The organism is Pseudomonas sp. LBUM1672 (assembly GCF_059695655.1).
In genome coordinates, this window is record NZ_CP166781.1 from 4,955,990 (window position 1) to 4,977,277 (window position 21,288).

The 21,288-nt window shown below is 59.7% G+C and carries 22 protein-coding genes; 14 read left to right on the forward strand and 8 right to left on the reverse strand.

Annotated features, from left to right (window positions below):
• Positions 1–38 precede the first annotated feature (38 nt).
• The 4 genes from ACA053_RS22640 (at position 39) to gpgF (ending at position 3,876) form a co-directional block, all read left to right on the forward strand.
• The gene (locus ACA053_RS22640; protein WP_427701491.1) at positions 39–803 is read left to right on the forward strand and encodes a methyl-accepting chemotaxis protein; all 765 of its coding nucleotides are present in this window, start codon (positions 39–41) and stop codon (positions 801–803) included.
• 190 nt (positions 804–993) lie between these two features.
• Entirely contained in the window at positions 994–2,115 is a 1,122-nt protein-coding gene (gpgS, locus tag ACA053_RS22645) for an N-acetylglucosaminyl phosphatidylglycerol synthase (RefSeq protein WP_497393743.1), read from the forward strand.
• Entirely contained in the window at positions 2,108–2,884 is a 777-nt protein-coding gene (gpgD, locus tag ACA053_RS22650) for an N-acetylglucosaminyl phosphatidylglycerol deacetylase (protein ID WP_497393744.1), read from the forward strand. Before gpgS ends, gpgD begins: the two co-directional genes overlap by 8 nt.
• Positions 2,881–3,876: a glucosaminyl phosphatidylglycerol flippase gene (gene gpgF, locus ACA053_RS22655; protein WP_497393745.1), complete on the forward strand. Its 996-nt coding sequence runs from the start codon at positions 2,881–2,883 to the stop codon at positions 3,874–3,876. Before gpgD ends, gpgF begins: the two co-directional genes overlap by 4 nt.
• On the opposite strand, the gene ACA053_RS22660 is transcribed toward gpgF, so the two are convergent.
• Together ACA053_RS22660 and purU are read right to left on the reverse strand one after the other, a co-directional pair.
• The gene (locus ACA053_RS22660) at positions 3,863–4,039 is read right to left on the reverse strand and encodes a hypothetical protein (protein WP_178082322.1); all 177 of its coding nucleotides are present in this window, start codon (positions 4,037–4,039) and stop codon (positions 3,863–3,865) included. The genes gpgF and ACA053_RS22660 overlap by 14 nt on opposite strands.
• 86 nt (positions 4,040–4,125) lie before the next feature.
• Entirely contained in the window at positions 4,126–4,974 is an 849-nt protein-coding gene (gene purU, locus ACA053_RS22665) for a formyltetrahydrofolate deformylase (RefSeq protein ID WP_461976236.1), read from the reverse strand.
• Between the two features lie 339 nt (positions 4,975–5,313).
• Here purU and mvaT point away from each other — a divergent pair, with 339 nt between their 5' ends.
• Positions 5,314–5,691, forward strand: coding sequence for a histone-like nucleoid-structuring protein MvaT (gene mvaT, locus ACA053_RS22670; protein WP_007933316.1), 378 nt, complete (start codon positions 5,314–5,316; stop codon positions 5,689–5,691).
• A gap of 99 nt (positions 5,692–5,790) precedes the next feature.
• Here mvaT and sbcB read toward each other — a convergent pair whose 3' ends face one another.
• Positions 5,791–7,221 carry an exodeoxyribonuclease I gene (gene sbcB / locus ACA053_RS22675; RefSeq protein WP_497393746.1) on the reverse strand — a complete coding sequence of 477 codons (1,431 nt, stop codon included), beginning with the start codon at positions 7,219–7,221 and terminating at the stop codon, positions 5,791–5,793.
• A 182-nt stretch (positions 7,222–7,403) separates the two neighbouring features.
• Between sbcB and ACA053_RS22680 the strand changes: the two genes are divergently transcribed.
• The 8 genes from ACA053_RS22680 (at position 7,404) to ACA053_RS22715 (ending at position 15,289) form a co-directional block, all read left to right on the forward strand.
• Positions 7,404–8,129, forward strand: a complete 726-nt coding sequence (locus ACA053_RS22680; RefSeq protein ID WP_497393747.1) for an RDD family protein — start codon at positions 7,404–7,406, stop codon at positions 8,127–8,129.
• Complete coding sequence (locus tag ACA053_RS22685) at positions 8,126–9,103, forward strand: stage II sporulation protein M (protein WP_497313269.1); 978 nt, start codon at positions 8,126–8,128, stop codon at positions 9,101–9,103. The genes ACA053_RS22680 and ACA053_RS22685 overlap by 4 nt, the downstream gene beginning before the upstream one ends.
• Positions 9,090–10,634: a DUF4129 domain-containing protein gene (locus ACA053_RS22690; protein WP_497393748.1), complete on the forward strand. Its 1,545-nt coding sequence runs from the start codon at positions 9,090–9,092 to the stop codon at positions 10,632–10,634. The genes ACA053_RS22685 and ACA053_RS22690 overlap by 14 nt, the downstream gene beginning before the upstream one ends.
• Complete coding sequence (locus ACA053_RS22695) at positions 10,631–11,794, forward strand: DUF4350 domain-containing protein (RefSeq protein WP_497393749.1); 1,164 nt, start codon at positions 10,631–10,633, stop codon at positions 11,792–11,794. The genes ACA053_RS22690 and ACA053_RS22695 overlap by 4 nt, the downstream gene beginning before the upstream one ends.
• Complete coding sequence (locus ACA053_RS22700) at positions 11,791–12,792, forward strand: AAA family ATPase (RefSeq protein WP_497393750.1); 1,002 nt, start codon at positions 11,791–11,793, stop codon at positions 12,790–12,792. Before ACA053_RS22695 ends, ACA053_RS22700 begins: the two co-directional genes overlap by 4 nt.
• 169 nt (positions 12,793–12,961) lie before the next feature.
• Positions 12,962–14,293: a DUF58 domain-containing protein gene (locus tag ACA053_RS22705; protein ID WP_497393752.1), complete on the forward strand. Its 1,332-nt coding sequence runs from the start codon at positions 12,962–12,964 to the stop codon at positions 14,291–14,293.
• A 133-nt stretch (positions 14,294–14,426) separates the two neighbouring features.
• Positions 14,427–14,645 carry a hypothetical protein gene (locus tag ACA053_RS22710; RefSeq protein WP_497313277.1) on the forward strand — a complete coding sequence of 73 codons (219 nt, stop codon included), beginning with the start codon at positions 14,427–14,429 and terminating at the stop codon, positions 14,643–14,645.
• 260 nt (positions 14,646–14,905) lie between these two features.
• On the forward strand, positions 14,906–15,289 hold the full coding sequence (locus ACA053_RS22715) for a DUF6124 family protein (RefSeq protein WP_497393753.1): 384 nt from the start codon (positions 14,906–14,908) through the stop codon (positions 15,287–15,289).
• 154 nt (positions 15,290–15,443) lie between these two features.
• Here the strand turns inward: ACA053_RS22715 and ACA053_RS22720 are convergent, their stop codons facing one another.
• Positions 15,444–15,803, reverse strand: coding sequence for a PilZ domain-containing protein (locus tag ACA053_RS22720; protein WP_109636196.1), 360 nt, complete (start codon positions 15,801–15,803; stop codon positions 15,444–15,446).
• Positions 15,804–16,040: 237 nt separating this feature from the next.
• Entirely contained in the window at positions 16,041–16,415 is a 375-nt protein-coding gene (locus tag ACA053_RS22725; RefSeq protein ID WP_109634345.1) for a tetratricopeptide repeat protein, read from the reverse strand.
• Between the two features lie 157 nt (positions 16,416–16,572).
• Here ACA053_RS22725 and pyk point away from each other — a divergent pair, with 157 nt between their 5' ends.
• Entirely contained in the window at positions 16,573–18,024 is a 1,452-nt protein-coding gene (pyk, locus tag ACA053_RS22730) for a pyruvate kinase (protein ID WP_497393754.1), read from the forward strand.
• Positions 18,025–18,218: 194 nt separating this feature from the next.
• Here pyk and ACA053_RS22735 read toward each other — a convergent pair whose 3' ends face one another.
• The 3 genes from ACA053_RS22735 to ACA053_RS22745 are packed head-to-tail and all read right to left on the reverse strand — an operon-like array spanning position 18,219 to position 21,035.
• Positions 18,219–18,968, reverse strand: coding sequence for an enoyl-CoA hydratase-related protein (locus tag ACA053_RS22735; protein ID WP_497393755.1), 750 nt, complete (start codon positions 18,966–18,968; stop codon positions 18,219–18,221).
• Between the two features lie 32 nt (positions 18,969–19,000).
• Positions 19,001–19,936 carry an iron-sulfur-binding ferredoxin reductase gene (locus ACA053_RS22740; RefSeq protein ID WP_497393756.1) on the reverse strand — a complete coding sequence of 312 codons (936 nt, stop codon included), beginning with the start codon at positions 19,934–19,936 and terminating at the stop codon, positions 19,001–19,003.
• Complete coding sequence (locus ACA053_RS22745) at positions 19,929–21,035, reverse strand: GGDEF domain-containing protein (protein ID WP_497393757.1); 1,107 nt, start codon at positions 21,033–21,035, stop codon at positions 19,929–19,931. The genes ACA053_RS22740 and ACA053_RS22745 overlap by 8 nt, the downstream gene beginning before the upstream one ends.
• Between the last annotated feature and the right edge of the window lie 253 nt (positions 21,036–21,288).

A 21,288-nucleotide genomic window follows, 5' to 3' on the forward strand; every position in this document is an offset into this window, starting at 1 on the left:
AAGTGGCCCTGCGTGTGGTCGCCGCGTCGAACTCGTCGATGTTCAACTCCGACCAGCAAGCCTCGCGCACCAGCAGCGTGGCCGCGGCGATCAACCAGCTCGGTGCCGCCGCTCAGGAAATCGCCCGCAACGCCGCCCAGGCGTCCAGTCAGGCCAGCGATGCCCGCAGCCTCGCCGAGGACGGCCAGCAAGTGGTGGATCGCAGCATCAAAGCGATGAATCAGCTGTCGAGCATGCTCAGCGCTTCGAGTACCAACATCGAATCGCTGAACAGCAAAACCGTGAACATCGGGCAGATTCTCGAAGTGATCACCAGCATCTCCCAGCAAACCAACCTGCTGGCGCTCAACGCTGCGATTGAAGCAGCACGTGCCGGTGAAGCCGGACGGGGTTTTGCCGTGGTGGCCGACGAGGTGCGCAACCTGGCGCACCGCACGCAAGAATCGGCGCAGCAGGTACAGACCATGATCGAGGAGCTGCAAGTCGGCGCCCGTGAATCCGTCAGCACCATGAGCGATAGCCAGCGCCACAGCCAGGACAGCGTGGAAATCGCCAACCTGGCAGGCGAGCGTTTGAACAGCGTGACGTTGCGTATTGGTGAGATTGACGGGATGAACCAGTCGGTGGCGACGGCGACTGAGGAACAGACGGCGGTGGTGGAGTCGATCAACGTCGACATTACCGAGATCAATACGCTGAATCAGGAAGGTGTGGAGAACTTGCAGTCGACGTTGCGAGCGTGTTCGGACCTGGAGCAGCAGGCGGCGCGGCTTAAGCAGTTGGTAGGCAGTTTCCGCATTTAGTGTCTGATAGGGCCCTATCGCTAGCAGGCTAGCTCCCACAGGTTTAGCACTGAACCTGTGGGAGCTAGCCTGCTAGCGATGGCGGTCTGAAATACACCGCAAAAACCTCGCTGGACCCCCCGCCACAAAACCCTAACCGAACATCTATCCTTCATAAAGGTCAACCAAGGGAGAACAACGGACCGGAGGGATGCTCATTGTGCATATCGCGGACATAACCATGTTCTACGCCCCTGCCAGCGGAGGCGTGCGCACGTATCTGGATGCCAAGCACCGTCGCCTGGGTATCAAGCCAGGCATTCGCCACAGTTTGCTGATTCCGGGGGCACACCTGAGTGAACGGGATGGCGTCTACACCGTTCCGGCCCCGGCCCTGCCTTTCGGCAAGGGTTATCGTTTTCCCCTCCGCTTGGCGCCATGGCGAAATGTCCTGCAGGATTTGCAGCCCGACCTGATCGAAGTCGGCGACCCCTACCTCACCGCCTGGGCGGCTCTGGATGCGCGGCGGCAACTGGATGTGCCGGTGATCGGGTTTTATCACTCCGACTTGCCGCTGCTGGTCAGCAATCGAATGGGCAATTGGGTAACCCCGAATGTCGAAGCCTACGTCAGAAAACTGTATGGCAACTTCGACCGGGTCTTGGCGCCGAGCCAGGTCATGGCCGACAAGTTGATCGGGCTCGGGGTGAAGAATGTGTTCGTGCAGCCATTGGGCGTGGACCTGCAAACATTCAATCCCGAAGCAAGGGACAGCGGCTTGCGGGCCGAATTGGGCATCGATGAAAACACCCATCTGCTGATCTTCGCTGGCCGGGGTTCCAAGGAAAAGAACCTGCCGGTCCTGCTCAACTGTATGAAACGCCTCGGGCCTCGTTATCACTTGCTTCTGGTCGGCTCGTCGATGCCCGCCGTGGTGCCGGACAATGTCACCGTCGTCGACGAGTTCTGCCCGGCCGTACAAGTCGCGCGGTTAATGGCCAGTGCGGACGCGTTGCTGCATGCCGGTGATCAGGAAACCTTCGGCCTAGTGATCCTCGAAGCCATGGCCAGCGGCATTCCGGTCGTAGCGGTGGCCGCCGGGGCCTTTCAAGAAATCGTGACCGATCAATGCGGTCTGCTCTGTGCGCCGAACAATCCCCTGGCGATGGCCAACGCGGTGCGCGAGCTGTTCAGTCAGGGTAGCGCTGCTTTGGGCAAACAGGCGCGCAATCATGTTGAACAACATTACGCCTGGGATACCGTGGTCAACAGCCTGTTGGGGCACTATCACGCCGTGCTCGGCAGCCAATGGCCGCTGACCGCCAATGGTTGACCCCATGAACCCGCCCAGTCTGTTACTTGTGCTGCATGACGTTGCGCCGCAAACCTGGGCCGATTACCAGCCTTTTGTCGAAGCCGTCGATGCCCTGGGCGAGGTGCCGATGACCTGGCTGGTGGTGCCAAACTTCCACAAGCACAATGAACTGGACGAGCATCCTGGATTTCGTCGGATGCTGACCAGCCGAGTAGCCCGAGGTGACGAACTGGCGTTGCACGGCTACTTTCATTGCGATGAAGCCCCTCCTCCCAGCAATCCCAGAGACTGGTTCATGCGTCGAATCTATACCCACGAAGGCGAGTTTTACAGCTTGTCGCAAGCTGCCGCCCTCGCCCGCCTGCGTGCCGGCATCGAGGTCTTCCATCGAAATCACTGGCCGCTGGAAGGCTTCGTCGCCCCAGCGTGGTTAATGAGCGAAGGCACTCGTCAGGCGTTACGCCAGTTACCGCTGAGCTACACCAGCGATCCCCAACATCTCTATCGACTGCCGGATTTCATGGCCATCGATGCGCCGGGGCTGGTCTGGAGTGCGCGCAGTGCCTGGCGTCGGGGCTTGTCGAAACTCGTCAGTGATCAGCGTGAACAGCGTTGGCGGCAAGCCCCAGTGATTCGACTTGGCCTGCACCCGGTGGACATGCGCCATGGATTTTCGCGCAATTACTGGCTGCAAACCCTCAAGCGTTTGCTCGATGAAGGGCGGGTGCCAATGACCAAGACACGGTGGCTCTCGCTGCACAGTGACCGCCTCGGTCGCGCCGCATGAGCCGGGGCATTCTGCTGTTTATCGCCCTGCTCGCCGCGGTGCTGATTCCGTTGTTGCTGGGCGGCAACGAGACGTGGTCGCGGCTGCAAAATTTCCCATTGAATGAATTGCTGATCATGTTCGGCATGATCTTGCTGTGCTGGGTGGTGAACACCCTGCGCTTACGCCTGTTGCTGGGTGATCAATGCGACAAGGTGGGTCGGGTCAGAAGCCTGGGCGTGGTGATGGCCGCCGAGTTCGCCTACTGCGCCACACCCGGCGGCAGTGGCGGGCCGTTGACCATCATGGCGCTGCTGGCGCGTAACGGTGTGCGTCCGGCGCGGGGCAGCGCGGTGTTCGCCATGGACCAGCTCAGCGACCTGCTGTTTTTTCTCTGCGCGTTGAGCGGGATTCTGATTTACGCACTGTTCCAGCACCTCAGCGAACGCCTGGAATGGCTGCTGATCGTCAGCGCCGTCTCGATGTTTGGCGGGCTGCTCAGCTGCGTGGTGGTTGCGCGCTACCATCGAGTGCTGATTCGCTTGAGCGGACGATTGCTCGTTCGCCTCAATGTCAAAGGCACCACGCGCCTGCGCTGGGCACGCAAGCTCCTGCACTTCCTGGCGGCGTTCACTGACACGCTGAAGTTGCCGATTCTGACGCTGATCAAAGTGTTTGCCCTGACGTGCGTGCATTGGCTCCTGCGGTATAGCGTGCTGTACCTGGCGCTGCGTGGACTCGGAGCGGATTTACAGTGGGCCTGGTGCTTTCTGATCCAGATGCTGTCACTGAGTGCCGGGCAGTTCAGCCTGTTGCCGGGCGGTGCCGGCGCGGCAGAGTTGACGTCGGCGGCGCTGCTGGCGCCCATGGTAGGGAAATCCACCGCAGCGGCGGCGATTCTGATCTGGCGGGCGGTGACGTATTACTTCTATCTGGTGGTGGGCGGTCCGGTGTTTTTGCTGATGCTGGGGCGGCCGCTGCTCAAGAAGCTGATGAAGTTCAAGCAGGCTTAGGCGTGTCTTCGGGCTCTTGCTGCAACTGTTCCCACAACTCGGCAGCGCCGGGAAACTCCGTGCCGTCTTCGGCGCTCATGTCATCCGGGTCATATCGACTCAAGCAGCCCTCGCCCAACGTGGCGGGGGCCTTGGAGGTGGCTTTGTCGAGTGGATCGGCCATGGTCATGTCCTCAGTGCAGAAACGGCGAAGGGCCTGAGGCGATTGAACGCCCAGGCCCTTCGAATTTCAACCGTGTTGTGCGGCTATCAGAACACCACGGTCTTGTTGCCGTGCACCAGCACCCGGTCTTCCAGGTGATAACGCAGACCGCGGGCCAGCACCATCTTCTCGACGTCACGACCGAAACGCACCATGTCTTCGATGCTGTCACTGTGACTGACGCGCACCACGTCCTGCTCGATGATCGGACCGGCGTCCAGCTCTTCGGTCACGTAGTGGCAAGTCGCGCCGATCAACTTCACGCCTCGCATGGAGGCCTGGTGATACGGCTTGGCTCCGACGAACGACGGCAGGAAGCTGTGGTGAATGTTGATGACCTTGTGCGCATATTCACTGCACAACGCGGGCGGCAGGATTTGCATGTAACGGGCAAGTACCACCACTTCGGCATCGTGCTGTTTGACCAGGCGCGAGACTTCGGCGAAGGCCGGCTCTTTATCCTGTGGATTGACCGGTACGTGGTAATAAGGAATGCCGTGCCACTCGACCATGCTGCGCAAGTCGTCGTGGTTGGAAATCACGCAAGAGATTTCGCAGTCCAGTTCGTCACTGTGCCAACGGTGCAGCAAGTCGGCCAGGCAGTGAGATTCACGGCTGGCCATCAACACAACGCGCTTTTTCTGCGCGGTGTCGGTAATGCGCCAGTTCATCGAGAACTCTTCGGCAATCGGTGCAAACGCTTCGCGAAAGGCTTCGATACCGAAAGGCAGCGAATCGGCACGAATTTCGTGACGCATGAAGAACCAGCCACTCTGATTATCCGAGTGATGGCTCGCTTCAGTGATCCAGCCGTTATGTGACGCCAGAAAGTTACTGACTTTAGCAACGATGCCGACGCGGTCCGGGCAAGCAATCACCAGCCGAAAAGTGCGCATGAGGGGGAAACTCCAGAACTTCGCAAAGGCCGCCATTCTAGCGATTGCGCAGCAAAACTGCAGTATTGATGACGCACTGATCTGCACGCAGGCCAGTGGGGCGCTTGCGACAGCACCTCAACGCCCGCGCGATGGTGCTCTTGTACTCAATCTTCAAGCGTTCATTTGTGAATATCTGTGATGACTGCATCACACTTTTAACTCTGCGTTCAATTTGTGCCCTATTCATCGCAACTAATTTAAATAAAACACCGGTTAAATGTTTACTTGATGAAACACCCTGACTATTATTGCGGCACTGTCACCCTGCCATCCAGCGCCCAACATAAGGTAGTCCTCATGTCCTTGATCAACGAATATCGCGCCACCGAAGAAGCTATCAAAGAGCTGCAAGCCCGTTTGAAGAACCTGTCCCAAGACGACAAACTGCAAACCGAGCTGGAATTCGAAGGCAAACTGCGCACCCTGATGGGCGAATACTCCAAGTCCCTGCGTGACATCATCGCTTTGCTGGATCCAGAGTCCAAGACCAAAGCACCACGCGGTGGCGCAGTAAAAACTACTGGCACCAAGCGTGCTCGCAAAGTTAAACAATACAAAAACCCGCACAACGGCGAAGTCATCGAAACCAAAGGTGGCAACCACAAGACTCTGAAAGAGTGGAAAGCCAAGTGGGGCGGTGACGTGGTTGAAGGCTGGGCTACCCTGCTGGGCTAAGCCCTAGAGGTCGTCAAAGAATTATCCGCGACAAAAAATAACGCCAGCTGATGCTGGCGTTTTTTTATGCCCGAAATACAGTCCGGGTATTTTTCGTTTTCAAAGACTCAAACGTTTGCGTAATCCCTGGACATAATTCTGCCATTCATTCAGCACCTCTCGCTGAAACGATGTAGCTGTAACGTTCAATTGGGCTGCGGCTTCTACGAAACTTTCAAGCGTATTGGGCGCCCCCCACTCAGGGGCCGACAAACGTTGCTGACAGAATAATCGCCAGCGCTCTTGCTCCTCGAAACTCAACGTATCGGGGAAGTTGCGCGCTCGATAACGAAACAATAATTCAGGTAAACGTTCGTCATCGAAAGGCCATTGCTGTTGTGATAATTGGGCAGGGTCGGCGGCCCTGACTTGCTCACATAGCCGACGATCCCGATCACCGATAAAACCATCGTATAACTGTTGTTCGGGATCCTGGCTCGGAGTGAAATCTTCGCCGGCATAAATTGCTAACACTTTATCCCGCCAAACTTGTTGTGCGTCACTTAGCCGCAGTACGCGATCCTGATAAAGCGCCATGTCCAGCCCCAGACGTTGCTGATCGTCAGGGCGAAGTACCGACAGCGGCGCCACCACCGGGCACTTATTGATATGAATGAGTTTAAGCGGCACCGGTAATTCGCCGTCGGCCAGGTCATCGCGGCGGGTGTACAGCCGCTGACGCAAGGTCTCCGCATCCAGATCAAGCAACCCCTGGGGATCCAGGTGCAGGTCACAGACAATCAACGCGTTCTTGTTACGCGGATGCCAGGCCAGTGGCAGCACGACCCCCACATAACTGCGAGCCGCCGAGAAACGCCCGGACACATGCACCATTGGCTGCAACAGCCGAATCTGATCCATCACCTTCTGTTTACTGCGCAACTGAAATAGCCAGTCATACAACTTCGGCTGCTTCTCGCGAACAAGACGTGCAAGGGCGATGGTGGCGCGAACGTCCGACAGCGCCTCGTGGGCATTGCCGTGGTCAATGCCATTGGCGGCGGTCAGCCGTTCGAGCTTGAGCGTCACCCGCCCTTCATCATCGGTTGGCCAGGCGAGGTCATCGGGACGCAAGGCATAGGCGGCACGCACCACATCAATCAGGTCCCAGCGGCTGTTGCCACCCTGCCACTCGCGGGCATACGGGTCGAAGAAGTTTCGGTACAGGCTGTAACGGGTCATCTCGTCATCGAAGCGCAGCGTGTTGTAACCCGCTCCGCAGGTGCCCGGCGCCGCCAGTTGAGCGTGCACCCGGGTCATGAAGTCGGCTTCACTCAAACCGTGTTCGGCCAGTTGGCCCGGCGTAATGCCAGTGATCGCGCAGGCGGCCGGATGCGGCAGGATGTCGTCGCTGGGCTGGCAAAACAGGTTGACCGGCTCGTCTATTTCATTGAGATCGAAGTCGGTGCGAATCCCCGCCACCTGCAGCGGGCGGTCGCATCGGGGATTGATGCCAGTGGTTTCGTAGTCGTACCAGAAGATCGAGGTCACGGGCTGTTCCTGAACTGAAGATCGGCAAAGTCTAGGCGTTCACATCCCGCCCCGGCCAGTAACTTGTCATTCAATCAGCTCTGGTTACGCAACGTGCACTACATAGTTATGTCGTTTTCCCCCGAGAGGCTGCTAGCATCGGACGGACATCGAATCCCGAACAGGCCACATCAAGGTTGCCCATGCTCGTGACCACAGCACTGCCAAGGAAAGCGACGCTGTCCCCGCCACTGGACACGCGGTATCAAGTCGAAACGCCCGAAGGCATCGACTTGCCACTGCGCCCGGCCGGGTTGATGGTTCGTGCGCTGGCATTCTCCATCGACCTTGGGTTGCGCGGGCTGATACTCGGCGTGCTGTTTATCGTGTTGGCGTTTCTCGGAAAACTCGGCGCCGGGCTGGGCTCGATCCTGCTGTTTGCGGTCAGCTGGTGGTACATGGTGCTGTTCGAGGTGCTGAATCAAGGCCGTTCTCCGGGCAAACAATGGATGGGATTGCGCGTCGTGCACGACGATGGCACGCCGATCGGCTGGTCCGCCTCGCTGTTGCGCAACCTGTTGCGATTCGTCGACCTGTTGCCGTTTGGCTACTTCCTCGGCGCCATCAGTTGCCTGCAACACCCCTCCTTCAAACGCCTCGGTGACCTGGCCGCCGGCACGCTGGTGATCTACCGCGAACAACCGTTGACCCGACCGCAACTGCCCGACGTCCCGCCTCGGCGACCCGCCTTTGCCCTGACGCTGAGCGAGCAACGCGCCATCCTCGGGTTTGCCGAACGCCAAGGCGAACTGTCCGAAGCGCGAACCCATGAACTAGGGTCCATTCTTGCCCAACCGTTGCAGGTTCCCGCGCCACGCGCCGTGGCGGAACTCAACGGCATCGCCCGTGGCTTGTTGGGGCCAGCATGAAGCAAAGCCTTTTCGAAAATCGCCACAAGGCCGAATGGGAACAGTTTTCCCTGATGCTCGAACAACTGGAGCGAGGCAAGCACACCTCCCGGATCGCCAGTTTCCCGAAAGACTATCGGCGGCTCTGCCAACAACTGGCACTGGCGCAGGAACGCGGCTACAGCAGTTTCCTGATCGACTTTTTGCAGCAGCAAGCATTGCGCGGGCATCAACAGCTTTACCGGCATCGCAGTCGACTGGGCGCCAACCTACTGAGTTTCATCCTTGCCGGATTTCCGCGGCTGGTGCGCGAACAATGGCGCTTCGTGCTAGCTGCCGGCCTGATGTTTTTTGGCAGCCTGATCGGCTTCGCCCTGCTGGTATATCTGTTCCCGGACCTGGTCTACAACCTGATTCCGGCCGAGCAAGTCAATGAAATGCAGAGCATGTACGACCCGGTCGCCGGTCACTTGGGGCGCTCGGCGGAACGCGCCGCCAGTGAAGACTGGGTGATGTTCGGTTACTACATCATGCACAACATCGGCATCGCCTTTCAGACCTTCGCCAGCGGTTTGCTGTTTGGTGTGGGCAGCGCGTTTTTCCTGTTGTTCAACGGTTTGATGATCGGTGCGGTGGCCGGGCACCTGACGCACATCGGTTTCGGTCAAACCTTCTGGTCGTTCGTGATCGGCCACGGTGCGTTTGAACTGAGCGCCATTGCCCTGGCCGGTGCCGCCGGCCTGCAACTGGGTTGGGCGTTGATCGCCCCGGGGCGCCTGCCTCGCGCCGAAGCGTTGCGACTGGCGGCACGCAAAAGCGTGTTACTGATCTGCGGCGTCATGCTGTTTCTGCTGATTGCCGCGTTTATCGAAGCCTACTGGTCGTCGATGACCGCGCCGGCGCCCATGACCAAATACCTGGTCGGCGCGGCGCTCTGGTTGCTGGTGGCAACTTACTTGCTGTTTGCCGGACGAACCCGCCATGCGCCTGAGTGACGCCACGGTGGTGATTCGCCCGCGCACTTCCTGGGAAGCCATGGACCTGGGCGTGCTGTTGAGCCAGCGCCATCGACGATTGCTGATGACCAGTTGGGCCATCATCACCTTGCCGGTCTTCGCCCTGCTCACCTTGTTTCTGTGGGATTCCCCCTCCCTCGCCGTGTTCATCTTCTGGTGGTTGAAACCGGCATTCGAGCGGCTGCCGCTGTACATCTTGTCCAAAGCCATGTTCGGTGAAACGCCCACCTTGAAACAGGCGCTGCGCGAATGGCCACGCCTGCTCAAGCCGCAATTGCTGGCCAGCCTGACCTGGCGACGCCTGAGCCTGAGCCGCAGTTTCCTGATGCCAGTGGTGCAACTCGAAGGCCTGGCGGGGGACGAACGACAGCAGCGCTTGCGGGTGCTGCTACAGCGCAATGCCGGCGCCGCGCAGTGGCTGACGATTATTGGCGTGCATCTGGAAAGCGCACTCTGGATCGGCCTGATGGTGCTGTTCTATATGTTCCTGCCACAGCAGATTGAACTCGACTGGAGCTGGCAGACCCTGATCACTGCCGCTACCCAGGACTGGCGTTGGCTGGAACACCTGACCAATGTCTTTTACGTGCTGGTGCTGATTGTCTGGGAACCGGTCTATGTAGCCTGCGGCTTCAGCCTTTATCTGAATCGGCGCACGGTGCTGGAAGCCTGGGACATCGAACTGGTGTTCCGCCGATTGCGCCAACGCCTCAACACCACGGCGGTCACGCTGTTGCTGGCGGCGATATTGCTGATGCCGACCACGCAAAACGTTTGGGCAGATGAGCCGGTCATTACCCCGGACAGCCCACGCCTGCTGGACCAACCGCTGACCAGCCAGGCCTCCAGGGACAGCATCAAAACAATCCTCGATCACCCCCCGTTCAAGAACAAGGAAACGGTGACCCGCTATCGATTTGGCGAAGACAAACCCGACACCCAAACCCCGGACGACGGAAAAACACCCGATTGGCTGAAAGCCCTGGCCAGTTTGCTCGACAGCCAGCGTTTCGGCGTTATCGCCAACCTGATTGAAGTGCTGCTGTGGGCCGCCGTGATGAGCGCCATCGGCGCGCTGATCTGGCGTTACCGCGACTGGCTGCTGGCGTTCGTCAGCCGTCGGCCGGTGTTAACCCGTAAAGTTTCACGTTCGTTACCACAGCAAGCGTTCGGTCTGGACCTGAGCCGTGAAACCCTGCCCGCGGACATTGCCGCCAGCGCCGAAAGCCTCTGGCAAACCAACCCGCGCGCCGCCCTCGGGTTGCTCTATCGCGCATTACTCAGCCACTTGCTGCACGACCACCACATGGCGCTCAAACCCGCCGACACTGAAGGCGAGGTGCTGCAACGCGTCGAGCAAATGCACCAACCGGCCTTGCTCGCCTTCAGCAAAACCCTGACCGGGCACTGGCAGAACATGGCCTACGGGCATCGCCTGCCACCTGCGCATTTGCAACAGGAACTCTGTGACGGCTGGCGAACATTGTTCGGCCCGGAAGCCGCCCGTTGAGCCGGCGCTTGTGGCTTTCGGTCGGTGTGTCCATCGCTGTGCTGGTGGGCGTGCTGAGTGTTTATCTGTACCTGAAGGCCACACCTTATCAAGTTGAAATCGATCACGGACCGTCGCCCGAAGCCCAGGCCAATCCTTATCTGGCCGCCGAGCGCTTCCTGCGAAAACAGGGCCTGACCGTCGGCCATGCCAACAGCCTCGACGTGCTGCCTACTCTCGACCCGCATCAGCACAGCCTGTTGTTGCTCGGCGATCGCTACAACATGACGCCGCGTCAGATTGATCAAGTGATGAACTGGACACGGGCCGGCGGACGCCTGCTGTTTGTCGCCCAGTCGCTGTGGGATGAAAAGACCGGCCAGAGCAATGACCTGCTGCTCGATCGCGTGCAGGTGCATCAGTCGTTGAGCAAAGACCTCAAGGAGCCGCCGCCGGACATTCTCGACGACCCGTTCCCCAAACTCACCAAGCTGTACCTGGAAGACGAGAACGCGCCGGCCTACGCCAGTTTCGATACCGCGTTCCATCTCGAAGACCCGAAAAACCTCGCGCAAGCTTGGGCCAACAGCGGCAAGGCCACGCACATGATGCAGCTGAACCACGGGCTCGGTTCGATCATTGTGGTCACCGACGCCGACCTGTGGAAAACCCCGGCCATCGGCCAATATGACAACGCCTGGCTGCTCTGGTACCTGACCGCCGACACAAGCGTGACGTTGCTGTTCAACACCGATCACGACAGCTTGCTGACGTTGCTGCTGCGCAACTTTCCACAGGCGCTGGTTGCCCTTTTCGCCCTGATCGGTCTTGCGCTTTGGCATGTCGGAGTGCGCCATGGTCCGCTGCTGGAACCGGCGTCGAAAGGTCGCCGGCAACTTCAGGAACACCTGCGCGCCAGCGCCGATTTCATGCTCCGCCGCAATGGCCAGCAGCACCTGCTGCAAGCCTTGCAACAAGACATCCTGCGGCGTGTGCGGCGCCGTCATCCCGGTTTCGAACTACTCGGCGTAGCCGAGCAATGGCTGGTGCTCGCACGCCTGACCGGCCAACCCACACGCGCCATCAGCCAGGCCATGAGCCCGCGACCGAAGCAGCGGCTGTCCAGCGCTGAATTCAGCCGCCAGGTCGCCCACCTGCAAACCTTGAGGAACACGCTATGAGTCAACAGATCGAGCCTGGCAGCGCGCCCCACGCCGCCCAGCAACGCCAGCGCGCCAGTCAGTTGGCCCAGGCCGTGCGCAATGAGTTGCAGAAAGCCGTTATCGGCCAGAACAGCGTGATTGATGACGTCCTCACCGCGCTGATCGCCGGCGGTCATGTGCTGCTCGAAGGCGTGCCGGGGTTGGGCAAGACGTTGCTGGTGCGCGCCCTCGCCCGTTGCTTCGGTGGCGAGTTCGCGCGCATCCAGTTCACCCCGGACCTGATGCCCAGCGATGTCACCGGGCACGCGGTCTACGACCTGAACACCGAGCAGTTCAAACTGCGCAAAGGGCCGCTGTTCACCAACCTGCTGCTGGCCGATGAAATCAACCGCGCCCCGGCGAAAACCCAGGCCGCATTGCTCGAAGCCATGCAGGAACGCCAGGTCACCCTCGAAGGCCGCGCCCTGCCCATCGTGCAACCGTTCATGGTGCTCGCCACGCAAAACCCGATCGAACAGGAAGGCACGTATCCACTGCCCGAAGCCGAGCTCGACCGTTTCATGCTCAAGGTGCGCATGGACTACCCCGACGCCGAGCAAGAGCTGAACATGGTCCGCCAGGTCAGTCGTTCGACCCGCGCCGACATGCTCGACGTGCAACCGCTGCGCACCGTGTTGCAAGCCAAGGATGTGCTGGCCTTGCAACGCATTGCCAGCGATCTGCCGCTGGACGATCAGGTCCTCGATTACGCCGTGCGTCTGGCCCGCACCACCCGCACCTGGCCAGGCCTGACCCTCGGCGCGGGGCCACGCGCCTCCATTGCCCTGGTGCGTTGCGCCCGGGCCCGTGCGCTGCTGCGCGGTGGCGACTTCGTGATTCCCGATGACATCAAAGGCTGCGCCCTGGCGGTGCTGCGCCATCGCGTGCGGATTGCCCCGGAGCTGGACATCGAAGGGCTGGATGTTGATCAGGTGCTCAAGCAACTGCTCGATCAAGTGCCGGCGCCACGACTGTGAAAACGGTCATGCGGACACCCCCTGTGGCGAGGGAGCTTGCTCCCGTTCGGCTGCGCAGCAGTCGTAAACCAGAAAGACACGTTTTCTCTGACACTCTGCGCTGGATGGTTTTGGGGCTGCTTCGCAACCCAGCGGGAGCAAGCTCCCTCGCTACAAAAGGCGTACACCCATGAAACCGTCGCGCCTGCTGCTGATCTGGCTCGCCGTGCTGCTCGCCATCGGCGTCGTACTGGGCGCCCTGCGAGCTTTGGAGTTCGACGTGCCCTCCACCCTGCTGTCGGTCAACTGGGGACTGCTCCTGGCGTTGCTGCTACTGGCCGTGCTCGACGCCGTTCGCCTAAAGCGCCTGCCGTCACCGCGCCTGCAGCGACAAATGCCGGGCAGCCTCGCACTGGGTCGATGGAGCGAAGTGCGCCTGGAAGTCGAGCATGACTTTGCTCACTCACTGAACATTCAGATTTTCGACCATGTCCCCGACGGCCTGAGCTTCGAACACCTTCCCCTGTCGGCCGAATTGCAACCCGGTCAACAGAGCCAGATCGGCTACCGCCTGCGCCCTCTCAAGCGCGGCCACTTCACCTTCGAACATTGCGAAATCAACCTGCCGAGTCCAATGGCCCTGTGGTCCGACAAACGCCTGCTCAACGTCATCGACAGCACCCGCGTCTACCCCGACTTCGCCCGCCTCTACGGCGGCGAACTGCTGGCGGTGGACAACTGGCTCAGCCAGCTCGGCGTGCGCCAACGACAACGTCGCGGCCTGGGACTGGAATTCCATCAGCTACGCGAATTCCGTGAAGGCGACAGCCTGCGCCAGATCGACTGGAAAGCCACCGCCCGTCAACGCACGCCCATTGCCCGCGAATACCAGGACGAGCGCGACCAACAGATCATCTTCATGCTCGATTGCGGCCGCCGCATGCGCAGCCAGGACGGCGAACTCGCCCATTTCGATCACGCGCTCAATGCCTGCCTGTTGCTCAGCTACATCGCCTTGCGCCAGGGCGATGCGGTGGGCCTGAGTACCTTCGCCTGCGACCGACCGCACTACCTTGCCCCGGTCAAAGGCACCGGTCAGCTCAACGTATTGCTCAACAGCGTCTACGATCTCGACAGCACCCAACGCCCCGCCGACTATCAGGCTGCCGCCACGCAATTACTGGCCCGACAAAAACGCCGGGCGCTGGTGGTGCTGGTCACTAACCTGCGGGATGAAGACGATGAAGAGTTGCTGACTGCGGTCAAGCGCTTGAGCAAACTGCATAGGGTGTTGGTGGCGAGCTTGCGGGAAGACTTGCTCGACAATCTACGGCACGCCCCGGTGCAGACCTTGCCAGAGGCGCTGACTTACTGTGGGACGGTGGATTACTTGAATGACCGGGCGCAGCTCCATGAGCGGTTGAAGGCTCATGGAGTGTTGGTGGTGGATGCTCGGCCCCAAGAGCTGGGGGCCGAGTTGGTGACGCGGTATTTGGGGTGGAAGAAAGAAGGCGTTATGTAATAGCAATATCGTAAAAGCAGCCATTCCATAGCGATAAAAAGGTGGCGATGTCCGGCCTCAGCAATGCAGCAAAGCTGAAGTTAATGCTTTAAATGAAAATCCGAAATACCAAATAGCTAGCAAGGAATAACTCATGGACGATAAATATCTATACGCGTCAGTGCTAACCAAGATCAACGAAAACCAACTAGCGTTGAGTGCTGCTATAGATGAGCTCACTTCCTGGGCTGAGAAGCGTGGTGCGATCGATGTCGCAGGCCACATAAGAGACGCATTAGAAACACTGGATAAAAATCAAGAGTTTATCTCGTTGGCACTTCTCTCTGTGTCAACTGACTTCAATGGAGAATAGGTATCCCAATTTTTTAGTCCCTTTGCCCGAAGCGAAGAGTGATGCAGCGGAGAGACTCGCTTTGCTGTGGCCAATGCTCACGATCAACGGCTATGTCCACCCTGGTCCTACACGTATATACAAGAAGACGTACAACGGCTACATAACCAGGTGCTTCTGCCTACAACCTGTGGTGCCCCCGACTGACTGCGGGCGCGAGTCACCCCGATTAAGGTTCTCCTATCGCAATTCATCAGCGATCCAACAAGGAGTTAACCCAAATGTCGAAGGCTACACCTGACCTTTCCGAGCCTACGTGCTCACCCTATGCCACTTTCGATCCAAAAAAACTTCATGCCGCCGCCCAAAAAGCGCTGAACCATCATCTCGCTCAAAAAAACACCAAATCGAGCTTTGCTAACGAACGCACCACCGAGGAACGCGCCATGAAGATGTTCACCGTTATTCCTGATGCCAACCCTGATGCCTTGAACATCGAGACCTACGAAACCTTTTCGACGGTCAGCATTTTGCTGCTCGACCTGGCGGAAAGCCTGGAGGACAAGCCACGGCATCTGGCGATGGCGATTTACCGGATGAGTGAGTTGGGGTTGATGCTGGTTGAGCGGTCGCTGGATAACGAGCAGGCGATCAAGACGACGTAGCCTTTACCCACTTTTTTTTGCTGTATGAACTGACGCCATCGCGAGCAGGCTCGCTCCCACAGGGTTATCTGGTGCTCACAAATGTTGTGTTCACCGAAGATCAACTGTGGGAGCGAGCCTGCTCGCGATGGCGGTGTTGAAGACACCGCAGATTTCAGGCAGACGCAGGCAACGGCTGAAAACTGAAATACTGCGTCAACGCCTCCATCAGTTGCCCATACTCCGGCGGTGCCCGTTGCAGGCTGAACCCGGCGTCGTAATGGTGGGGTGTTTCATCTTCATGGCACCACAGGCAACACGCCGTCAGGTCAATGACCTGCTGGCAGCCGTCGCTGGTGGGGATTTTCAATCGCAGGTCAAAGTCGACGCCCACCATCATGGGCAATTGGCTGATGAGCATCAGCCCGTCAGTGGACACATTGCCCAGAAAGCCGATGGGTTTGTCGGTGACACTGTTGAACACTTTCAGGAAATACGGCAGTTGATGCCGCTCGATCCGGCGGTCGGTAAACATGCGCAGTTGGCCCAGCAAGGCCCTTAAGCAGGGCCGCACTAATGCTTCGGAACGTGCCGGCTTCTTTATAAACCTGGGCGCGCTCTCCCCGATCCCGGTGCGTCAGTCCCTACATCGCTGACGCATACTCCTGCCGATCACAGGTATGACCTCGGTCTGGAGGCGAGGCTCTAAAACCGATCTCTTGGACTATAGCTCACCACCGCCGGGCGGCCAGCCTTTGCATGACAGCGGCTATCAGAACCGTGTCGGGCGCACGGCCGCCGCGCTGCGCGTCGGGTAATGGCCCAGGCTCTGCAAGGTTTCCAGGCGGGCGCGGGCGCGGTAGGCGTATTCGCTTTGCGGGTACGACGCCATGATGAATTGATACGTTTGGGCCGCATCGATGAACAGCTTCTGCCGTTCCAGGCACTGGCCGCGCATCATCGACACTTCCGGCCACACATAAGGCCGCGCACGACTGGAGCGTTCGACTTTCGACAGTTCGAGCATGACTTGCTCGCAATTGCCGCGATCGTAAGCGCTGTAGGCGTTATTCAAATGATGGTTCATCGACCAACGGGCGCAGCCCGTCACACTGAGGGCAAGCACGGCAATGAGCGCGAATCGCATGGGGGATCTCCTGTCTTGAGCTCTGTATCGACCCGCTTCGCAAAATCTTCAGGAATGTTCGTTTAAAGAAACAAACGAATAAGTAGTGCACATGAACAATGACTACAACCGGAGACCATAGTAGCCTCACTCAGCGCTTGAACTCAGGAGTCTATGCATGTCCGTCCGTCGCACCAAAATCGTCGCTACCCTTGGCCCGGCCAGTAACTCGCCGGAAGTTCTCGAACAGCTGATTCTGGCTGGCCTGGACGTCGCCCGCCTGAACTTCTCCCACGGCACCCCCGACGAGCACAAGGCTCGCGCGAAGCTGGTGCGTGACCTCGCTGCCAAGCACGGCCGCTTCGTTGCCCTGCTGGGTGACCTGCAAGGCCCGAAAATCCGTATCGCCAAATTCGCCAACAAGAAGATCGAGCTGAAGATCGGTGATCAATTCACCTTCTCCACCAGCCATCCGCTGACCGAAGGCACCCAGACCGTCGTCGGTATCGACTACCCGGATCTGGTCAAGGACTGCGGCGTGGGCGACGAGCTGTTGCTCGACGACGGCCGCGTGGTAATGCGCGTGGATACCGCCAATGCCACCGAGCTGAATTGCACCGTGCTGATCGGCGGCCCGCTGTCCGACCATAAAGGCATCAACCGTCGCGGCGGTGGCCTGACCGCACCGGCTCTGACCGAGAAAGACAAGGCCGACATCAAGCTCGCTGCCGAGATGGAAGTCGACTACCTCGCCGTGTCCTTCCCGCGTGACGCCGCCGACATGGAATACGCCCGTCAACTGCGCGACGAGGCCGGCGGTACTGCCTGGCTGGTGGCGAAGATCGAACGTGCCGAAGCGGTGGCCGACGACGACACTCTCGATGCGCTGATCAAAGCCTCCGACGCTGTGATGGTGGCTCGTGGTGACCTCGGTGTGGAAATCGGCGACGCCGAGCTGGTGGGCATCCAGAAGAAAATCATTCTGCACGCACGCCGCCACAACAAGGCTGTGATCGTGGCGACCCAGATGATGGAGTCGATGATCCAGAACCCGATGCCGACCCGCGCCGAAGTGTCCGACGTGGCTAACGCCGTGCTCGACTACACCGACGCCGTAATGCTGTCGGCGGAAAGTGCTGCGGGCCTGTATCCACTGGAAGCCGTGCAGGCGATGGCGCGCATCTGCGTCGGCGCTGAAAAGCACCCGACCAGCAAGACCTCCAGTCACCGCATCGGCAAGGTCTTCGAAAGCTGCGACCAGTCCATTGCCCTGGCGGCCATGTACACCGCCAACCACTTTCCGGGCGTGAAAGCGATCATCGCTCTGACCGAAAGTGGCTACACGCCGTTGATCATGTCGCGCATCCGATCTTCGGTGCCGATCTACGCGTTTTCCCCGCACCGCGAAACCCAGGCCCGCGCAGCCATGTTTCGTGGCGTCTACACCGTACCGTTCGACCCGGCATCGCTGCCGCCTGAGCAAGTCAGCCAGGCTGCGATCGACGAGTTGTTGAAACGCGGTGTTGTGGAGAAAGGCGACTGGGTCATCCTGACCAAGGGCGATAGCTACCACACTATCGGCGGCACCAACGGGATGAAAATCCTGCACGTTGGCGACCCGATGGTCTGAGTGACCGGTTGCTGAAAAACAAAAAGCCCTGCCATGTGAATGGCGGGGCTTTTTGGTTTTTGATCCGAAAGATGTGTTGTTTGGGCTGGCCCCATCGCGAGCAGGCTCGCTCCCACAGGGGATTTGTGAAACGCCACAGATCCAATGTGGGAGCGAGCCTGCTCGCGATGACGTAAGTCCAGTCACCGCATTATTCAGTGCCGGCTGATAAAAGCTGACAACGCCGCCATCGCTTCCGGCGACCGCAACCGCTGGGTGAACAACGCACCCTCTTCTTCGATCACCTTGCGCAGCTGTTCCCGGTCCGGCGCTTTCATTAATTGCTTGCTGATCCGCACTGCTTCCGATGGCAATGACTCAAACCGCAACGCCATCTCCCGCGCCTTGGCCAGCGCCGCTTCGCCACTGCCCAACGCTTCGGTGGCGATGCCCCAGGCGGCGGCCTGTTCTCCGCTGAAGCGCTCGCCAAGAAGAAGCAACTCCGCCGCTTTTGCGTGCCCGAGCAGTCGCGGCAGGATCAGGCTGGAACCAAACTCCGGGCACAACCCAAGGTTCACGAACGGCATGCGCAACCGAGCATCCCGACTGACATACACCAGATCGCAATGCAGCAACATCGTTGTGCCTATCCCCACCGCCGCGCCCGCCACAGCGGCGATCACCGGTTTGCGGCATTCGAGCAGGTTGAGCATGAAGTGGAACACCGGGCTGTCGAGGTTGCCCGGCGGTTGCTGGATGAAATCGGCGATGTCGTTGCCGGCGGTGAAGCACTCGGCGCTGCCGGTGATCAGTACGGCGTTGATTTCGGGATCGGCATCCGCCTGTTTCAGCGCCTCGGCCAAACGGCTGTACATGGCGCGGGTCAGGGCGTTTTTCTTGTCGGGGCGGTTCAGGCGCAGGGTCAGCAGGCCGCGTTCGCGTTCAAGCTGGATGGCATCGGTCATGGCGAGTCTCGCGTCGTTTAAACGATCAGCACTCAACCACGGGGAACAAAGACATCCGCCAGCAGTTGGTTGCGCGGCAATCCGGCCAGGTACAAGCGCCGGGCAAAGGCGTCGACACTGTCGGGGGCTCCGCAGACTAAGGCCAGGGTTTGCCGGGAAACAAGCCGCAGTTGCGCCAACGCCTGCGGCAACTCGGCCGGGGTCCAGAATTCGACGCTGAGGTTTTCACGCACATCGCACATGGCTTGCAGGGGTTTGGCCAAGTAGTGCTCGCTGGCATCATGGGCGAGGTGAATGACGCGGATGGCGCCTTGATGATCTTGACGCAACGCTTCGCGCAGTACACCGAACAACGGCCCCAACCCCGTGCCGGCAGCCATCAGCCACAGCGGCCGGGTGTTCCAGTCCGGGTCGTATTGCAACGCCCCGCCGCGCAGTTCGCCGAGGCGAATCGGGTCGCCGATTTTCAGCTGACGGGCCGCGTCGCTGAATTCTCCCGGCTGGCGGCAATCGAGGTGGAATTCCAGAAAGCGGTCTTCTTCCGGCAGGCTGGCCAAAGAGTAAGGCCGTGCCACGTTGCCGGCCCACAACACCAGATGCTGCCCGGCGCTGTAACGCAACGGCCGCTCGGTGGTCAGGCGCAGACGCAACACGCTGGCGCTCAACCAATCGACGGCGGCGACTTGCGCCGGGCGGCCGTCGACGTGTGGATCGAAGGTATGCACCTGCAAGTCCTCGACCACCTGACATTGACACGACAGGCGCCAACCTTGCTGACGCTGTTCAGCGCTCAAGGCATCGGGGCGGTTGTCGCCGGGCAATCCTTGGACGCATTGCACCAGGCACGCATGGCAACTGCCGGCGCGGCAACTGTAGGGCACGGCCACGCCATTCTGATTCAGGGCGTCGAGCAAGTTGCTACCCGGCGCCACCGACCAGTGACGCTCGCCGACACGCAATTCAGGCATCGACATTCTCCCACGCCGCCGCGCAGCGATTGCGGCCGTCACGCTTGGCGCGGTACAGCGCCTGATCGGCCCGCTGCAAGGCGTCGTCGAGATCGTCGCCCAGCTCCAGCAAGGTCATGCCGGCGGATAAACTGAGGTGGGCGACGTTGAGGCCGATCAGTTCGACATCGGTGAAGGCAATGCGCAGCCGCTCACAACAAGAGGTCAGTCGTTCGGCGTTGCAGTCGGGCAACAGCAGCACGAATTCTTCGCCGCCATAACGGGCCAGCACATCGCCCTCGCGCAGGCAGGCGGTGGCCACGCCGGCAAAGGCTTGCAGCACCTGATCGCCCGCAGCGTGGCCGTGAACGTCGTTGATGCGCTTGAAATGGTCGAGGTCGATCAGCGCGAGGCCATGCACCACGCCCGCCTCCATCGCGTTCAGCTCGCGGGAGGCCAGGCGCAGGAAATGCCGGCGGTTGAACAGCCCGGTGAGTTCGTCGGTGGCGACCAGGTCTTCGAGCTGGCGCATCATCCCGCGCAGGGTGTCCTGATGCGCCTGCAAGGCAAACCGGCGTTGACGCATGCGCTGGCGTGAAGCCTGAACATAACGGGCGTAGAGTTCCAGCCAGATCAGCACGATAAACAGCACGCACACCTGCAACGCAGCTAGCGCCGGGTCGTTCAACTCGAAGTGGTAACCCTCCCACAGCGTGATCGCGCTGAAACTGAAAAACACCAGCAACGTACAGCGCACAAACGCACGACGGGAAAGATGGAACAGCCCGAACAACATGATCAACAGGTAGAACACCAGGAACGCGCCGCGTGCCTCATCCAGATTGGCGATCAGCCACGTCTGCCAACCCAGGCCCATCAACACTTGCGCCTCGGTCAGGCTCGGGTCGGAAAACCGCAGGTTGCAGCCGCTGTAAAACACCGCGAACAACGCCCCCTGAGAGATCACCACCAGCGCACTGCCGATGGCCATGCTGGTCAGGGGTTCGTCGTAATGCCCGGTGAAAAATGCCAGCCACAGCAAGACCAGAGCCAGGGCGTACGTGCCGGCTGCGAGGGCAAAGCGTTTGAGTAAAAGCCGTTGGATGGCGTTATGGGTCAATCGTTGACTCACCGTGCGAAAGGAGACTGATCGAGTGTCCTACTCTACAGACCGAATGCCACTTTAGTGGGGTGTCTGCTAAATGACCATTCAAATTTCGGGGCAGAAAACTGGCGTCAAAAGCATGTCCGGTTTTTACCTGGATCCTGGTCCTTGCCACGGTCCTTGTAGCAGCTGGCGAAGCCTGCGTTCGGCTGCGTGGCAGTCGTGAAACCTGTGTTTATGGTCTGTCTGATACACCGAGGTGACCGAT

Coding starts and splice junctions, on each gene's coding strand:
- ACA053_RS22640 (WP_427701491.1), top strand. CDS start 39: ATGTTCAACTCCGACCAGCAAGCCTCGCGCACCAGCAGCGTGGCCGCG.
- gpgS (WP_497393743.1), top strand. CDS start 994: ATGCTCATTGTGCATATCGCGGACATAACCATGTTCTACGCCCCTGCC.
- gpgD (WP_497393744.1), top strand. CDS start 2,108: ATGGTTGACCCCATGAACCCGCCCAGTCTGTTACTTGTGCTGCATGAC.
- gpgF (WP_497393745.1), top strand. CDS start 2,881: ATGAGCCGGGGCATTCTGCTGTTTATCGCCCTGCTCGCCGCGGTGCTG.
- ACA053_RS22660 (WP_178082322.1), bottom strand. CDS start 4,039: ATGGCCGATCCACTCGACAAAGCCACCTCCAAGGCCCCCGCCACGTTG.
- purU (WP_461976236.1), bottom strand. CDS start 4,974: ATGCGCACTTTTCGGCTGGTGATTGCTTGCCCGGACCGCGTCGGCATC.
- mvaT (WP_007933316.1), top strand. CDS start 5,314: ATGTCCTTGATCAACGAATATCGCGCCACCGAAGAAGCTATCAAAGAG.
- ACA053_RS22680 (WP_497393747.1), top strand. CDS start 7,404: ATGCTCGTGACCACAGCACTGCCAAGGAAAGCGACGCTGTCCCCGCCA.
- ACA053_RS22685 (WP_497313269.1), top strand. CDS start 8,126: ATGAAGCAAAGCCTTTTCGAAAATCGCCACAAGGCCGAATGGGAACAG.
- ACA053_RS22690 (WP_497393748.1), top strand. CDS start 9,090: ATGCGCCTGAGTGACGCCACGGTGGTGATTCGCCCGCGCACTTCCTGG.
- ACA053_RS22700 (WP_497393750.1), top strand. CDS start 11,791: ATGAGTCAACAGATCGAGCCTGGCAGCGCGCCCCACGCCGCCCAGCAA.
- ACA053_RS22705 (WP_497393752.1), top strand. CDS start 12,962: ATGAAACCGTCGCGCCTGCTGCTGATCTGGCTCGCCGTGCTGCTCGCC.
- ACA053_RS22710 (WP_497313277.1), top strand. CDS start 14,427: ATGGACGATAAATATCTATACGCGTCAGTGCTAACCAAGATCAACGAA.
- ACA053_RS22715 (WP_497393753.1), top strand. CDS start 14,906: ATGTCGAAGGCTACACCTGACCTTTCCGAGCCTACGTGCTCACCCTAT.
- ACA053_RS22720 (WP_109636196.1), bottom strand. CDS start 15,803: ATGTTTACCGACCGCCGGATCGAGCGGCATCAACTGCCGTATTTCCTG.
- ACA053_RS22725 (WP_109634345.1), bottom strand. CDS start 16,415: ATGCGATTCGCGCTCATTGCCGTGCTTGCCCTCAGTGTGACGGGCTGC.
- pyk (WP_497393754.1), top strand. CDS start 16,573: ATGTCCGTCCGTCGCACCAAAATCGTCGCTACCCTTGGCCCGGCCAGT.
- ACA053_RS22735 (WP_497393755.1), bottom strand. CDS start 18,968: ATGACCGATGCCATCCAGCTTGAACGCGAACGCGGCCTGCTGACCCTG.
- ACA053_RS22740 (WP_497393756.1), bottom strand. CDS start 19,936: ATGCCTGAATTGCGTGTCGGCGAGCGTCACTGGTCGGTGGCGCCGGGT.